At 61.4% G+C, this 14,910-nt stretch carries 20 protein-coding genes; all 20 read right to left on the minus strand.

Translation table 11 applies throughout. The annotated features are described in order from the left end of the window. Window positions 1-11: 11 nt before the first annotated feature. Window positions 12-554, minus strand: coding sequence for a 50S ribosomal protein L5 (rplE, locus tag AB1402_04830; protein ID MEW6540925.1), 543 nt, complete (start codon window positions 552-554; stop codon window positions 12-14). Window positions 555-658: 104 nt separating this feature from the next. Further along, window positions 659-979, minus strand: coding sequence for a 50S ribosomal protein L24 (rplX, locus tag AB1402_04835; GenBank protein MEW6540926.1), 321 nt, complete (start codon window positions 977-979; stop codon window positions 659-661). A gap of 329 nt (window positions 980-1,308) precedes the next feature. Then, window positions 1,309-1,677: a 50S ribosomal protein L14 gene (rplN, locus tag AB1402_04840; GenBank protein MEW6540927.1), complete on the minus strand. Its 369-nt coding sequence runs from the start codon at window positions 1,675-1,677 to the stop codon at window positions 1,309-1,311. 30 nt (window positions 1,678-1,707) lie between these two features. Then, complete coding sequence (gene rpsQ / locus AB1402_04845; GenBank protein ID MEW6540928.1) at window positions 1,708-1,965, minus strand: 30S ribosomal protein S17; 258 nt, start codon at window positions 1,963-1,965, stop codon at window positions 1,708-1,710. A gap of 12 nt (window positions 1,966-1,977) precedes the next feature. Beyond that, window positions 1,978-2,181 carry a 50S ribosomal protein L29 gene (gene rpmC, locus AB1402_04850; GenBank protein ID MEW6540929.1) on the minus strand — a complete coding sequence of 68 codons (204 nt, stop codon included), beginning with the start codon at window positions 2,179-2,181 and terminating at the stop codon, window positions 1,978-1,980. After that, window positions 2,171-2,602: a 50S ribosomal protein L16 gene (rplP, locus tag AB1402_04855; GenBank protein MEW6540930.1), complete on the minus strand. Its 432-nt coding sequence runs from the start codon at window positions 2,600-2,602 to the stop codon at window positions 2,171-2,173. Before rplP ends, rpmC begins: the two co-directional genes overlap by 11 nt. Window positions 2,603-2,604: 2 nt before the next feature. After that, a complete protein-coding gene (gene rpsC / locus AB1402_04860) occupies window positions 2,605-3,261 on the minus strand; it encodes a 30S ribosomal protein S3 (GenBank protein ID MEW6540931.1) in 657 nt (218 codons plus the stop codon). 3 nt (window positions 3,262-3,264) lie between these two features. Then, a complete protein-coding gene (gene rplV / locus AB1402_04865) occupies window positions 3,265-3,606 on the minus strand; it encodes a 50S ribosomal protein L22 (GenBank protein ID MEW6540932.1) in 342 nt (113 codons plus the stop codon). Between the two features lie 17 nt (window positions 3,607-3,623). Then, window positions 3,624-3,908, minus strand: coding sequence for a 30S ribosomal protein S19 (gene rpsS / locus AB1402_04870; GenBank protein ID MEW6540933.1), 285 nt, complete (start codon window positions 3,906-3,908; stop codon window positions 3,624-3,626). A 16-nt stretch (window positions 3,909-3,924) separates the two neighbouring features. Further along, the gene (gene rplB, locus AB1402_04875; GenBank protein ID MEW6540934.1) at window positions 3,925-4,752 is read right to left on the minus strand and encodes a 50S ribosomal protein L2; all 828 of its coding nucleotides are present in this window, start codon (window positions 4,750-4,752) and stop codon (window positions 3,925-3,927) included. 17 nt (window positions 4,753-4,769) lie between these two features. Then, window positions 4,770-5,057 carry a 50S ribosomal protein L23 gene (gene rplW / locus AB1402_04880; GenBank protein ID MEW6540935.1) on the minus strand — a complete coding sequence of 96 codons (288 nt, stop codon included), beginning with the start codon at window positions 5,055-5,057 and terminating at the stop codon, window positions 4,770-4,772. Next, window positions 5,054-5,680 carry a 50S ribosomal protein L4 gene (gene rplD / locus AB1402_04885; GenBank protein MEW6540936.1) on the minus strand — a complete coding sequence of 209 codons (627 nt, stop codon included), beginning with the start codon at window positions 5,678-5,680 and terminating at the stop codon, window positions 5,054-5,056. The genes rplW and rplD overlap by 4 nt, the downstream gene beginning before the upstream one ends. A 54-nt stretch (window positions 5,681-5,734) precedes the next feature. Next, on the minus strand, window positions 5,735-6,367 hold the full coding sequence (gene rplC, locus AB1402_04890) for a 50S ribosomal protein L3 (GenBank protein ID MEW6540937.1): 633 nt from the start codon (window positions 6,365-6,367) through the stop codon (window positions 5,735-5,737). A 23-nt stretch (window positions 6,368-6,390) separates the two neighbouring features. Further along, on the minus strand, window positions 6,391-6,699 hold the full coding sequence (gene rpsJ / locus AB1402_04895) for a 30S ribosomal protein S10 (GenBank protein MEW6540938.1): 309 nt from the start codon (window positions 6,697-6,699) through the stop codon (window positions 6,391-6,393). A 16-nt stretch (window positions 6,700-6,715) separates the two neighbouring features. Beyond that, entirely contained in the window at window positions 6,716-7,915 is a 1,200-nt protein-coding gene (gene tuf, locus AB1402_04900) for an elongation factor Tu (GenBank protein ID MEW6540939.1), read from the minus strand. Window positions 7,916-7,942: 27 nt separating this feature from the next. Next, complete coding sequence (fusA, locus tag AB1402_04905) at window positions 7,943-10,012, minus strand: elongation factor G (GenBank protein MEW6540940.1); 2,070 nt, start codon at window positions 10,010-10,012, stop codon at window positions 7,943-7,945. A 16-nt stretch (window positions 10,013-10,028) separates the two neighbouring features. Then, window positions 10,029-10,499, minus strand: coding sequence for a 30S ribosomal protein S7 (gene rpsG, locus AB1402_04910; protein ID MEW6540941.1), 471 nt, complete (start codon window positions 10,497-10,499; stop codon window positions 10,029-10,031). Between the two features lie 12 nt (window positions 10,500-10,511). Next, window positions 10,512-10,886 carry a 30S ribosomal protein S12 gene (rpsL, locus tag AB1402_04915; protein ID MEW6540942.1) on the minus strand — a complete coding sequence of 125 codons (375 nt, stop codon included), beginning with the start codon at window positions 10,884-10,886 and terminating at the stop codon, window positions 10,512-10,514. Between the two features lie 83 nt (window positions 10,887-10,969). After that, window positions 10,970-11,221 (minus strand): ribosomal L7Ae/L30e/S12e/Gadd45 family protein, encoded by a 252-nt coding sequence (locus AB1402_04920; GenBank protein MEW6540943.1) that lies wholly within the window; start codon window positions 11,219-11,221, stop codon window positions 10,970-10,972. Between the two features lie 128 nt (window positions 11,222-11,349). Further along, complete coding sequence (gene rpoC / locus AB1402_04925; GenBank protein ID MEW6540944.1) at window positions 11,350-14,811, minus strand: DNA-directed RNA polymerase subunit beta'; 3,462 nt, start codon at window positions 14,809-14,811, stop codon at window positions 11,350-11,352. Window positions 14,812-14,910: the final 99 nt, after the last annotated feature.

The raw sequence follows: 14,910 nt of genomic DNA on the forward strand, positions 1-14,910 counted from the left end.
GCTGCCCTCCTTTAATGAGGTTTCAACGGCATCCCGATGAGTTTCAGGAATTCCCGGGCCTCTTCATCGTTCTTGGCGCTGGTGACGAAAGTGATGTCCATACCCCGCACCTTGTCGATTTTATCATAGTCGATCTCCGGGAATATCAACTGCTCTTTCAAGCCCAGCGTGTAGTTGCCCCGGCCGTCGAAAGCCTTGGGGGAGATCCCCCGGAAGTCCCGGACCCGGGGAAGCGCGACGTTGATCAGGCGGTCCACGAAATCGTACATGCGGCCGCCCCGCAGCGTCACCTTGAGCCCGATCCGCATCCCTTCCCGGACTTTGAAGGCCGCCACCGATTTCTTGGCCCTGGTCACCACGGGCTGCTGACCCGTAATGGTCCGCAGGTCCTGTATCGCGGCATCGATGGCCTTGGCGTTCTGAATGGCCTCCCCCATGCCGATATTGATTACGACCTTCTCCAACCGGGGGACCTCCATCACGTTACGGTACTTGAACTTATCCATCATCGCCGGAATGACTTCTTCAGTGTACTTCTGCTTCAGTGCCGACACCTCTATTTGAGCCCCCTTTGTTCCTTACGGCTACTGCAGCGCTTCGCCGCACTTCTTGCAAACCCTGATTGCGAAAACAAAGCTTCGCAAAATTCCGGCAAGAGCTACGTCAGCGCTTCGCCGCATTTCTTGCAAACCCTGACCCTGGTGCCGTCGTCCAGGTTGCGCCGTCCCACGCGGGTCGGTTTGTGGCACCGCGCGCACAGCAGCATTACGTTTGACGCGTCAATCGGGGCCTCTTTCTCCTGGATTCCGCCTTGCGGCAGTTTCCGGGTCGGGCGGGAATGCCGCTTGACCACGTTGACGCCTTCGACGATCACCTTGTTCTTGTCGGGGATGGCCTCGATGATCTTGCCGCGTTTGCCGATGTCCTTGCCGGTGATGACCACCACTTTATCCCCCCGGCGCACATTCATCCTACCCACTGTTCACACCTCACCATCTTCTCCTACGCAACTCCTGCTCCCATCCCGAAAAAGAGGGGCCAGGCCCCTTTTTTTTCAGCAGGCCTCTTTTTTCAGGCTGACTCCTGTTATTCCGCTTCTTCCACTCCCCGGGAAAAGGGGGACAGTCCCCCTTTTTCCGCGGTCCCTATTTTCGCGCAACTCACTTGCTCCTGGTTTTCGGTTCCGTTCTTGCGGGTTTCTACAAGGGGGACAGTCCCCCTTTTTCCCGCTCTTGGCTCCTGAATTCTGACTCCCTGGCCCCTATTCCGGCTCTTGACTCCTGAATTCTGAATTCTGAATTCTTGCCCCTAAAGTACCTCGGGCGCCAGGGACACGATCTTCATGAAGTCCCTTTCCCGCAGTTCCCGCGCCACCGGACCGAAGATACGGGTGCCCCGCGGGCTTTTGTCGTCCTTGATTACCACTGCGGCGTTTTCGTCAAACTTGATGTAGGAACCGTCCGGGCGGCCGATTTCCTTCTTGGTCCTGACCACCACGGCTTTCACCACATCGCCTTTTTTGACCACTCCGCCCGGGGCCGCCTCCTTGCAGGAGCAGACGATGATGTCGCCGATGGAGGCGTAGCGCCGGAAGGAACTGCCCAGAATCCGGATGCACATCAGTTTCTTGGCCCCGGTATTGTCGGCCACGTTGAGCACCGTTTGTACCTGAATCAAGGTGCATAACCTCCTCTAGATCTGCGGCCATTAGATCTGCGACCGCTCCAGCACCTCGGCCACCCGCCAACGCTTGTGCCGGGACAGGGGGCGCGTCTCCGCGATTTTTACTTTGTCGCCGATTCGGCACTCGTTGTTTTCGTCGTGGGCCATGAACTTGCGGGTGCGGCGCATCGTACGCCCGTAGAGCGGGTGTTTGACCAGGGTGTCCACGGCCACTACGACCGTCTTGTCCATTTTGTCGCTCACAACCCTGCCGGTCCGCACCTTGCGGCTGTTGCGTTCCACTGTCTTTCCCCCTTAAGCGTGCTTGATGCCCAGTTCTCTTTCCCGCAGCACCGTCTTCACCCGGGCGATCCGTCTGCGCACCTCTTGTATTTTCATGGGGTTGTCGAGCTGTCCGGTGGCACTCTGAAACCGCAGGCGGAACAGTTCGTCCTTGGTATCGGCCAGCTTCTTGCGCAACTCCACGTCCGTCATTTCCCTGAGTTCCTTAACTTTCACCGGCCTCACCCACTTCCTGGCGTTTCACGATTTTCGTTCTGCAGGGCAGTTTATGGGAAGCGAGCCGCAAAGCCTCGCGCGCCGTTTCCTCCGGGACACCGGCGATCTCAAACATGATCCGTCCCGGCTTCACCACGGCAACCCAGTATTCCGGCGACCCCTTGCCGGAACCCATGCGGGTTTCCGCCGGCTTGGCCGTGATCGGCCGGTCCGGGAAGATGCGGATCCAGACTTTGCCGCCGCGCTTTACGTAACGGGTCATGGCAATACGGGCCGCTTCGATCTGCCGGCTCGAAATCCAGGCGACATCAAGGGACTGCAAGCCCATGTCGCCGAACTGGATCCTGGTGCCGCCTTTGGCCTTTCCGGCTCGATCGGGCCGGTGTTGTCTTCTCCACTTAACCCTCTTGGGCGTCAGCATTGTTACTTGCCTCCTTCACGCAGAGCCCTTTCCGGAAGTATCTCACCCCGGTAGATCCAGACCTTGACCCCGATCTTGCCGTAGGTGGTTTTCGCCTCGGAAAAACCGTAGTCAATGTCCGCCCGCAGGGTGTGGAGGGGCACCTTGCCCTCGCTGTACCACTCGGTACGGGCGATTTCCGCCCCGGCCAGCCGGCCGGCGACAGAGATCCGGATTCCCTTGGCCCCGAGCTTCATGGCCCGGCCCACCGCCTGCTTCATGGCCCGGCGGAAGGCGATGCGCCGCTGGAGCTGCGCGGCCACGTTCTCGGCCACCAGTTGGGCGTCAAGTTCGGGCGTCTTGATCTCCACGATGTTTATGCTGACCTGTCTCTTGGTCAGCTTCTCAAGCTCCTTGCGCAGCACCTCGACTTCGGTGCCGCCGCGTCCGATCACCACCCCCGGTTTCGCCGTGTGGACGGCGATACGCACCCGGTTGGCCGTGCGTTCAATATGAATCCGGGAAATCCCCGCGGCAAAAAGCTTACCCTTGATGTACTCTCTAACCTTGACGTCTTCCAGGAGGAGGTTGGAAAAGTCCTTCTTGCCCGCATACCACTTTGCGTCCCAGTCGCGGACGATCCCAAGCCTTAACCCTCTCGGGTCAACCTTTTGACCCACTAATTATCCCTCCTTTCCGTCGCTGACTACTACGGTGATATGGCTGGTCCGGTGCTTGATCACGTTCGCCCGCCCGTAGGCCCGCGGCCGGAACCTTCTCAGGGAAGGCCCCTGGTCTACGTAAATCCTGGCGACAAAGAGCCGGGTCGGGTCCATATCGTTATTGTGCTCGGCGTTGGCCGCCGCCGACTCGATCACCTTGGCCACCGCCCCGGCCGCCCGCTGCGGGGTGAACCGCAGGATGGACAACGCCTCGTCCACGCTCTTGCCCCGCACCAGGCCGACAACTTCACGCGCCTTGTCGGGGGAAAGGCGGATGTATCTGGCTATCGCTTTCGCTTCCATATAAGAACAATACCCCCTTACTTCAACGCCGTGGATCTTTCGGTGTGGTGCCCGTGCCCGCGGTAGGTCCGCGTGGGCGCAAACTCACCGAGCTTGTGCCCGACCATTTCCTCGGTGACGTACACCGGCACGTGCTTTCGCCCGTCGTACACGGCGATGGTGTGGCCAATCATCTGGGGGAAGATGGTCGACCGGCGGGACCAGGTTTTCACAACCCGCTTCTGGCCCTTATCGTTCATTTCCTCGATCCGGGCCAGGAGTCTCGGACTGCAATACGGCCCTTTTTTAAGTGACCGACCCACGTTGCTGCCCCCTTTCTTACTTGGTGCGCCGCTTGACTATCAGCTTGCTGCTGGCCTTCTTCTTGTTCCGGGTCCTGGCGCCCAGCGCCGGCTTGCCCCAGGGGGTAACCGGGGGGCGTCCGATCGGTGAGCGGCCCTCGCCGCCCCCGTGCGGATGGTCGACCGGGTTCATCACCACGCCCCGCACGGTCGGACGGATGCCCAGCCAGCGCGCCCGCCCGGCCTTGCCGGTGACAATGTTCTCGTGCTCCACGTTGCCCACCTGGCCGATGGTCGCCCGGCAACCCAGCGGGAAGAGCCGTACTTCACCGGAAGGCAGACGGACGTGGGCGTGGTTGCCCTCCTTGGCCATCAACTGGGCCGCTCCTCCGGCGGACCGGACCACCCGGGCCCCGTGCCCGGGATAAAGCTCGAGGTTGTGAATGAGCACCCCCGGCGGGATGTTCCGCAAAGGCAGCGCATTGCCGACCTTGATGTCGGCCTTGGGGCCGGACATAATCTCCTGCCCAATTTTTAAACCGGCTGGGGCGACGATGTACCTCTTTTCGCCGTCGGCGTATTTGACCAGCGCGATGTTCGCCGAGCGGTTCGGATCGTACTCGATGGTCGCCACCCGGCCCGGTACGCCGTCCTTATCCCGCTTGAAGTCGATCACCCGGTACAGCCGCTTGTGCCCGCCGCCCCGGTGCCGTACCGTGACCCGGCCCTGGAAGTTCCGGCCGGCTTTCTTGCGCAGCGGCTCCACCAGGGACTTCTCCGGCTCGGTCACCGTGACTTCCCGGAAATCGGAAACAGTTACAAAACGGCGTCCGGGGGAAGTCGGTTTAAACTTTTTGGTCGCCATTTACATTCCTCCCTAGACTACACGCCTTCAAAGATCTCGATCTTGTCGCCCGGGCTCAAGGTCACCACGGCCTTTTTTGTCTCCGGCTTCCGGCCGACGACGTTCCGCCGGCGCACCTGCTTGCCTTTCACCCGGATGGTGTTGACCTTGAGCACCTTGACCTTGAAGACCTCCTCCACCGCCTTCTTGATCTCGGTCTTGTTCGCCCGGGGATCGACGATGAAGGTGTACTTGTTACCCTCGGTCAACGACATCGATTTTTCCGAAATCAACGGCTTGCGCAAAATATCGTGGGCAAACTTCATTGCGCCAGCACCTCCTCCACCCGGGCCACCGCGTCCCTGGTCATGATCAGGTGGGGATGGTCCAGCAGGTCGTACACGTTGAGCCGCCTGGCCTCCAGGAATTTTACCCCGGGAATGTTCCGGGCCGACTTCTCGACGTTCGCGTTTCTTTCGGCGGTGACCACCAGCGCGCCCTCACCGGCCTTCAAGTTGCCGAGGATGCGCGCCATCTCCTTGGTCTTCGGCCCTTCGAATTCCAGGGCGTCCAGGACCAGAATCCGGCCCGCGCCGACCTTGGTCGCCAGCGCCGACTTCAAAGCCAGCCGCTTGACTTTCTTGGGCACCCGGTAAGAATAGTCCCGGGGATGAGGACCAAACACGATTCCGCCCCCGCGCCAGATCGGTGAACGGATGGTGCCGTGACGGGCCCGGCCGGTGCCTTTCTGACGCCAGGGTTTCTTCCCGCCGCCCCGGACCTCGGACCGGGTTTTGGTGTCGTGCGTGCCCTGCCGCCGGTTGGCGAGCTGCATCACGACCACCTCGTGCAGTACGGCGTCGTTGACCGGCTGACCGAACACGGCCTCACTCAGTTCAATCTCGCCCACCTGTTGACCCTCGATATTGTAAACTGCTGCTGTGGGCATAAGCTCTAATTCCCTCCTGCCTGCGCTTCCTCTTTACCCGTTTTACCCGTCAGGCTACTTGTCGCCTTTCACCGCGCTTTTGACCATCACCAGGCTGCCCCGGATTCCCGGAACCGCGCCCCGCACGGCCAGGAGGTTCTTTTCCGGGTCGACCTTCACCACCTCCAGGTTTTGCACGGTCACCCGCACGCCGCCCAAGCGCCCAGGGAGTTTCCGGCCCTTGAACACGCGGGCCGGACCCTTCGCCCCCAGCGCCCCCGGCCGGCGGTGGTACTTGGAACCGTGACCCATCGGCCCCCGGTGAAAACCGTGGCGCTTGATGCCCCCGGCAAAACCCTTGCCCTTGGAGGTGCCCGTCACGTCCACGATTTCTCCGGCGTCAAAAAGGTCCGCTTTCAGCACCTGCCCGACCTCGTAGTCGGCGGCGTCCGCAACGCGGAGTTCACGCAAGAACCGGCTCGGCTTCACCCCGGCGCGGCCGAAGTGCCCTTTCAGCGGCCGGTTCACCTTCTTCGCCGGCCGCTCCCCAAAACCCAGCTGCACGGCGCTGTAACCGTCGGTTTCCGGGGTCTTTTTCTGGACCACGGTGCACGGCCCGGCCTCAATCAGCGTCACCGGCACGGCCGTTCCTTCCGCCGTGAAAAACCGGCTCATTCCCAACTTGCGCCCAAGGATTCCCTTGGCCATCAGTTACACCTCCTGCTCCGCACCTATAGCTTGATCTCGATGTCCACACCGGCCGGCAAATCCAGACGCATCAAAGCGTCCACCGTCTTGGGCGTCGGTTCGAGAATATCGATCAACCGTTTGTGGGTCCGGATTTCAAACTGCTCCCGCGAGTCTTTGTCCTTGTGCGGCGAACGGAGAATCGTGTAGATCTCCTTTTCCGTCGGCAGCGGGACAGGGCCCGCCACGTCGGCGCCCGTTCTCCGGACCGTCTCCACTATTTTCTGGGCCGACTGATCCAGCATTTGGTGGTCAAACGCTTTTAGCCGGATCCGGATCTTCTGCCTTTGCATGAAAGAAGCCTCCTAGCTATTTTGTCCCCGTGACCACGCCGGCGCCCACCGTGCGGCCGCCCTCGCGGATGGCGAACCGCAAACCCTCCTCGATGGCGATCGGGGTGATCAGGCTGACGTCCATCTGCAGGTTGTCCCCGGGCATCACCATCTCCACGCCGTCCGGCAACTGGATCACGCCGGTCACGTCGGTGGTCCGGAAGTAAAACTGCGGACGGTACCCGTTGAAGAACGGGGTATGCCGGCCACCTTCTTCTTTGCTCAACACGTACACGTTGGCCACAAATTCGGTCAACGGCTTGATGGAACCCGGCTTCGCCAATACCTGGCCCCGCTCGAGCTCGGTGCGGTCCACGCCCCGCAAGAGGCACCCGACGTTGTCCCCGGCCTGAGCGTAGTCCAGAATCTTGCGGAACATCTCCACTCCGGTGACCACGGTTTTGCGCGGCTTGGCCGCAAAGCCGACGATCTCGACCTCGTCCCCGGTCTTTACGGTGCCCCGCTCCACCCGGCCGGTCCCCACCGTGCCGCGGCCGGTGATGGAAAACACGTCCTCGACCGGCATCAGGAAGGGCTTGTCGATGTCGCGCTCGGGCGTCGGAATGTAGTCGTCGACGGCGTCCATAAGCTCCCAGATGGATTTGCAGTGCGGGCACTCCCGGTTGCCGCAGCCGCACTCCAGGGCTTTTAAGCCCGAACCGGTGACGATCGGGGTGTCGTCCCCGGGGAATTCGTAGTTCGATAACAGCTCGCGTACTTCCATCTCGACCAGCTCAAGCAGCTCGGGGTCGTCGACCATGTCGGCCTTGTTCAGGTAAACCACGATGGAGGGCACGGCCACCTGGCGCGCCAAGAGGATGTGCTCCCGGGTCTGGGGCATGGGCCCGTCGGCGGCGGAGACCACCAGGATCGCCCCGTCCATCTGGGCCGCGCCGGTGATCATGTTCTTGATGTAGTCGGCGTGCCCCGGGCAGTCCACGTGCGCGTAATGCCGCTTCCCGGTCTCGTACTCGACGTGCGCGGTGTTGATGGTGATGCCGCGCGCCTTTTCCTCCGGCGCCGCGTCGATGTCGTCGTATTTTTTGTACTCGGCCTGGCCGATCTTCGACAAAACCAGCGTGATCGCCGCCGTCAGCGTGGTCTTGCCATGGTCCACGTGGCCGATCGTGCCGACGTTTACGTGCGGCTTGGTACGCACAAACTTGGGTTTCGCCATCGATTTTCTTCCTCCTTAAAGACTTACTTAGTACTTGCGGATCATTTTGTCCGCGATGTTCTGCGGAACCTCAGCGTAATGGTCGAACTGCATTGTATGGTTGCCCCGCCCCTGGGTGCGGGAGCGGAGTTCGGTCGCGTAGCCGAACATCTCGGCCAGCGGCACGTCGGCGCGCACAACCTGGGTTTTCCCCTGGAGTTCCATCCGGGTGATGTGGCCCCGCCGGGAATTAAGATCACTGATGACGTCCCCGGTATAGTCTTCCGGCAAAACCACTTCCACGCGCATGACCGGCTCCAGCAACACCGGTGAAGCATTGGTGACCGCCTTTTTCAGGGCCATCGAGGCCGCGATCTTGAAGGCCGGCTCGGACGAATCCACCGGGTGGTAAGACCCGTCGACCAAGCTCACCTTGACGTCCGCCACCGGGTATCCAAAAAGTACGCCGCTGGTGAGCGCCTCGCGGACACCGGTCTCCACGGAGGGAATAAACTCTTTCGGCACCACCCCGCCGACAATCTGGTTTGAAAACTCGAAGCCTTTGCCGCGATCCAAGGGTTCAACGACAATCACCACGTGGCCGTACTGACCGCGGCCGCCGGTCTGCCGGATGAACCGGCCCTCGGCTTGGGCGATCCCTTTGATGGTCTCCTTGTAGGCCACCTGGGGACGGCCGATATTGGCCTGGACCTTGAATTCCCGCAACAGGCGGTCCACGATGATTTCCAGGTGCAGCTCACCCATCCCGGAAATGAGGGTCTGACCGGTTTCCTCGTTCGACTGGATCTTGAAAGTGGGGTCCTCTTCGGCCAGGCGCTGCAGGGCCACGCCCATCTTGTCCTGGTCGCCCTTGGTCTTGGGCTCGATGGCGATGGCGATCACCGGTTCCGGAAAATCCATCGCTTCCAGGATGATCGGGTGCTCCTCGTCGGAGAGCGTATCACCGGTGGAGGTGAATTTCAAGCCGACCGCCCCGATAATGTCGCCGGCATAGGCCACATCGACTTCCTCGCGGTGGTTGGCGTGCATCTGCAAAAGCCGGCCGATCCGCTCTTTCTTCTGTTTGGTGGAATTGTGAACGTGGGAACCCGAATTGATGCTGCCGGAATAGACCCGGAAAAAGGTCAGCTTGCCGACGTACGGATCCACCATCACTTTGAAGGCCAGGGCCGAAAACGGCTCATCGTCCCGGGCCGCGCGGCGGTCTTCCCGTCCGGTCCGCTGATCGATCCCCGCCACGGCGGGCACGTCGGTCGGCGCGGGCAGGTAGTCGACCACGGCGTCTAAAAGCGGCTGTACCCCCTTGTTCCGGTAGGACGAACCGCACAAGACCGGGAACTTCTTGACCGCGAGGGTGGCCTTGCGGATACCGATCTTGATGTCCTCCACGGTCAGTTCTTCTCCATTCAGGTACTTGGTCATCAAGTCCTCGTCGGTTTCGGCGGCCACCTCCAGCAATTTGTCCCGGTATTCGGCCACTACTCCCGTTAGGTCGGCCGGAATGGGGATTTCCTTCATCTTGGTGCCCAGGTCGTCCGTATAGATGAAAGCCTTCCGGGTAACGAGGTCGACCAGGCCGACGAACCGCTCTTCCACGCCCAACGGAATTTGGACGGCCACCGGGTCGGAACCGAGTTTGGCCTTGATCGACTGCATGCTTTTGAAGAAGTCGGCGCCCACCCGGTCCATCTTGTTCAGATAGACAACCCGGGGCACCCGGTACTTGTCGGCCTGGCGCCAGACCGTTTCGGACTGGGGTTCCACCCCGGCCACCGCGTCAAATACGGCGACCGCTCCGTCAAGTACCCGCAGAGAGCGCTCAACCTCGACCGTGAAGTCCACGTGCCCTGGTGTATCGATAATGTTGATCCGGTAGTCGCGCCAGTAACAGGTGGTGGCCGCGGAAGTGATCGTAATGCCGCGCTCTTGCTCCTGCACCATCCAGTCCATGGTCGCCGCACCGTCATCGACCTCGCCGATCCGGTGCACTCTACCGGTATAAAACAGGATCCGCTCGGTCGTGGTGGTCTTACCGGCGTCGATGTGGGCCATTATGCCGATGTTCCGTGTCCGCTCGAGCGGGAACACCCGGGCCATCTTCCTTGGTCCTCCCTTACCACCTGTAGTGCGCAAAAGCTTTGTTTGCCTCCGCCATCCGGTGCGTGTCTTCTCTTTTCTTAACCGCACCGCCTACGCCGTTCGCGGCGTCCATTATTTCGGCCGCCAGTTTCTCCTCCATACTCTTACCCGGCCTCTGGCGGGCAAAGGAAGTCATCCAGCGTACCCCCAGGGTCTGCTTCCGGTCCATGCGGACCTCGACCGGCACCTGGTAGTTGGCGCCGCCCACCCGCCGCGGCCGGGTCTCCACGATCGGCATCACGTTCTTCATGGCCTGTTCCAGGACCTCCAGCGGTTCGCGCCCGGTTTTTAGCCGGACAATGTCCAGAGCGCCGTAGCAGATCGCTTCGGCGACACTGCGTTTTCCATCCAGCATCACCTGATTGACCAGTTTGGTCAGCATCTTGCTGCCGTATACCGGGTCCGCCAGGACTTCCCTTTTCGGGACGGCTCCTCTGCGCGGCACATCCTTCCCCCCTTACTTTTTGGGCCTCTTGGCCCCGTATTTGGAACGCCCCCGGTTCCGGTTCTGGACCCCGGAGGTGTCCAGGGCCCCGCGGACAATATGGTAACGCACTCCGGGCAGGTCCTTGACCCGGCCGCCCCGGACCAGGACCACCGAGTGCTCCTGCAAGTTATGTCCGATACCCGGAATGTAGGTGGTAACCTCATACCCATTGGTCAGACGGACGCGGGCCACTTTGCGCAGCGCCGAGTTCGGCTTCTTGGGCGTCGTAGTGTACACACGGGTGCAAACCCCACGCCTTTGCGGGCACTCTTTGAGTGCCGGCGAGGCCGACTTCTGAGCTGCGGTTTCCCGGCCCCGGCGTATCAATTGGCTGATCGTCGGCATCCTTCAATTCCACCTCCTCCGGTTTAATTATTGATGAACTATTACAAATTTATCCCCTTACCCGGGTGGTAAGGGAATAATGGTTACTCCTCCGTGACCGCCGCGGTGGCACAGTTCACCGAAATCCCACAGGCACTACCCAGCTCCCGCATCGACTCGACCTGTATCAGAGGTATTCCCTTGGCCTGACACACCTGAATGACCGGGTCGATCACCCGGCGATCGGCGTTCATGGCCACGTAGACCGCCCTGGCCTGCCCTTTTTGAATCGCCTTCAAAGTCTGCCTGAACCCGACCGTTTTCTTGCGGGCCGCCGCAATTCCGGCTAGTGACAAAGCGCCAATCCTCCAGGAACTAACACCGGACACTAGAAAATGATAGCACCGGCGAAGTCTTTTGTCAACGCTGATTGACCCCTCCGCCGAAAAGCCTTTCTCCCCGCCTACCGAAGCCGCCGACCTGTCTAGTGGACCGGCGCTTCCTCGGCCGGGATTTCCGCCGCCTGGTCGACCTCGATACTCCGATAGCGGTTCATGCCGGTGCCGGCCGGAATCAGCTTGCCGATGATCACGTTTTCCTTCAAACCCAAAAGCGGGTCCACCTTGCCCTTGATGGCCGCCTCGGTCAGGACCCGCGTGGTCTCCTGGAAGGAGGCCGCCGACAGGAAGGAGTCCGTGGCCAGTGAAGCCTTGGTGATGCCGAGCAGCACGGACTTGCTGGTGGCCGGACTGCCGCCGTCCGCCTCCACGCGCCGGTTCTCTTCGTCCAGGTCCAGGATGTCGACCAGGCTGCCGGGCAGGAATTCGGTGTCTCCAGGTTCTTCGACTTTTACTTTGCGCAGCATCTGGCGGATGACCACCTCGATGTGCTTGTCGTTGATGTCCACGCCCTGCATCCGGTACACCCGCTGGACTTCCCGCAGGAGGTACTGCTGTACAGCCGTCGGGCCCTTGATCTTTAAAAGGTCGTGTGGATTGACCGAACCCTCGGACAACTCATCCCCGGCCTCGATGTAGTCCCCGTTTTGAACTTTCAGGCGGGCGCCGAACGGAATGGCGTACTGCACGCGCTCGCCGGTCTCGCTCCGAATTTCGATCTCCCGCCGGCCCTTCACCTCGCGGACCTCGACCAGCCCGTCGATCTCGGCCACAATCGCCTGCCCCTTGGGGCGCCGGGCTTCAAAAAGCTCCTCCACGCGCGGCAGACCCTGGGTGATGTCTTCCCCGGCCACGCCGCCGGTGTGGAAGGTGCGCATGGTCAACTGGGTGCCGGGCTCACCAATGGACTGCGCGGCGATGATGCCGATCGCCTCGCCGATGTCCACGACCCGGCCGGTCGCCAGGTTGCGCCCGTAGCACTTCTTGCACACCCCGTGCCGGGTTTTGCAGATGAACACCGAGCGGAGCGCCACCTTCTTGATCCCGGCCTTCTCAATCTCTTCCGCGGCCTCCTCCAGGATTTCCCGCCCGGCGTCGACTATTACGGCCCCCGTTTCCGGGTGGACGACGGGCAACCCCGCGGTGCGGCCCACAATCCGGTCGATAAGCACCTCGATAATCTCCGTGCCGTCACGCACGTCACCGACCTCGACGTATTCGTCGGTCCCGCAGTCTATTTCCCGCACGATCACGTCCTGGGCCACATCCACCAGCCTCCGGGTCAGGTAGCCCGAGTCGGCGGTCCGCAGCGCGGTATCCGCCAGACCTTTGCGCGCGCCGTGGGTGGAGATGAAGTACTCAAGCACCGAGAGCCCCTCCCGGAAGTTCGCCTTGATCGGCAGGTCGATGATCCGTCCCGAAGGGTCGGCCATCAGGCCGCGCAGGCCGGCCAGCTGCCGGATCTGTTGGATGTTGCCCCGGGCGCCCGAGGTAGCCATCATGTATACCGGGTTGAAGCGATCCAGGGTGTTCAAAAGTTCCTGGGTGACCAGCTCCGTGGCCCGGTTCCAGATCTCGATGGTCTGGCGGTATTTCTCGTCAAAGGTGATCAGCCCGCGCCGGTACTGATCCTCAATCATTTGCACATGGCTCTCGGCCTCGCCCAGGATCTCCTTTTTGCGTTCCGGGATCACGATATCGTTCATGCCGATGGTCAGTCCGCCCTGGGTGGCGTACTTGAAACCGAGCTGCTTAATGCCGTCTAAAAGCTCGGCCGTCCGCTTATACCCCAGGCGGCGGTAGCACCGGTCGACAATGAGGCTCAGTTCCTTTTTATCCACCAGCTTATTGATGTAGCTTATTTCCGGCGGCATCGCCTCGTTGAACACCAGCCGTCCCACGGTGGTCTCAAGAAGCGTGTCCTCTTTTTTCACTTTGATTAACGCGTGCAGTCCAACAGTACCGGACTCATAGGCCAGGACGGCCTCGTTGAAGTCGCGAAAAGCCTTCCCCTCACCCCGGGCCCCCGGGCGCTCAATGGTCAGGTAGTAAATCCCGAGCACCATGTCCTGGGTGGGAATGGTCACCGGCCGGCCGTCCTTCGGGTTCAAGATATTGTAGGTGGACAGCATCAGGAGCCGGGCTTCGGTCTGGGCCTCCGCCGAAAGCGGCACATGCACCGCCATTTGGTCACCGTCGAAGTCGGCGTTGTAGGCCGTGCACACCAGCGGGTGAATCTGAATGGCCCGGCCCTCGACCAGCACCGGCTCAAAGGCCTGGATCCCCAGGCGGTGCAGGGTGGGCGCCCGGTTCAAAAGGACCGGGTGCTCCTTGATCACGTCCTCCAGCACGTCCCAGACCTCGGGCCGCACCCGCTCCACCTTGCGCTTGGCGCTTTTGATGTTGTGGGCGTAGCCGTCACCGACCAAGCGCTTCATTACAAACGGCTTGAAAAGCTCGAGCGCCATCTCCTTGGGCAGGCCGCACTGGTGCAGCTTCAACGAGGGGCCGACCACGATCACCGAACGACCGGAGTAATCGACCCGCTTGCCCAAGAGGTTCTGCCGGAAACGCCCCTGCTTCCCTTTGAGCATGTCGCTCAAGGACTTCAGCGGGCGGTTCCCGGGCCCGGTCACCGGCCGGCCTCGCCTCCCGTTGTCGATCAGGGCGTCGACCGCCTCCTGGAGCATGCGCTTCTCGTTGCGGACGATGATGTCCGGCGCGCCCAGTTCAAGCAGGCGCTTTAACCGGTTGTTCCGGTTGATCACGCGCCGGTAGAGGTCATTCAAATCCGAGGTGGCGAAGCGCCCCCCGTCGAGTTGTACCATCGGCCTGAGTTCCGGCGGGATGACCGGGAGCACCTGCACGATCATCCAGGCCGGGCTGTTCTGGGACTTGCGGAAGGACTCGACCACTTCCAGCCGGCGGATCGCCCGGATGCGGCGCTGTCCGGTCACATCCCGGATCTCCTGCCGCAGTTCGGCGGCCAGATCATTGAGGTCGATTTCTTCCAGAAGGCGCAGGATCGCCTCGGCGCCCATGGTGGCCTGAAAATCCATTCCGTGCTTATCGCGGAACTCGCGGTATTCCTGCTCGGTCAGCAGCTGTTTCTTGAACAGCGGGGTACTCCCGGGCTCGGTGACGATATAAGAAACGTAGTACAGCACTTTTTCCAGAGCGCGCGGGGACATATCGAGCAAGAGCCCCATCCGGGACGGAATCCCTTTGAAGTACCAGATATGGGATACCGGCGCGGCCAGTCTGATGTGCCCCAACCGTTCCCGGCGCACCTTGGAACGGGTGACCTCGACGCCGCAGCGGTCGCAGACCATGCCTTTGTAGCGTACCCTTTTGTACTTGCCGCAGTAGCATTCCCAGTCCCGGGTCGGTCCAAAGATCCGCTCGCAAAACAGCCCGTCGCGTTCCGGCTTCAGAGTCCGGTAGTTGATGGTCTCCGGCTTTTTAACTTCGCCGTGGGACCAGGTGGTGATGTGGTCCCAAGATGCCAGCCCGATTCTGATCCGGTCAAAATTGGTGAGATCCAGCACTAAGCTTGCTCCCTCCCGAAGTAGTCGTCGGTCGCAGTCAAGCCAAGAATCCGGTCGCCTCTACCCTGAAAATTCCCTCTCCCTCTGGGAGAGGGTCAG

The sequence above is a fragment of the Bacillota bacterium genome (assembly GCA_040757205.1).
Lineage (GTDB): Bacteria > Bacillota > Desulfotomaculia > Desulfotomaculales > Desulforudaceae > Desulforudis.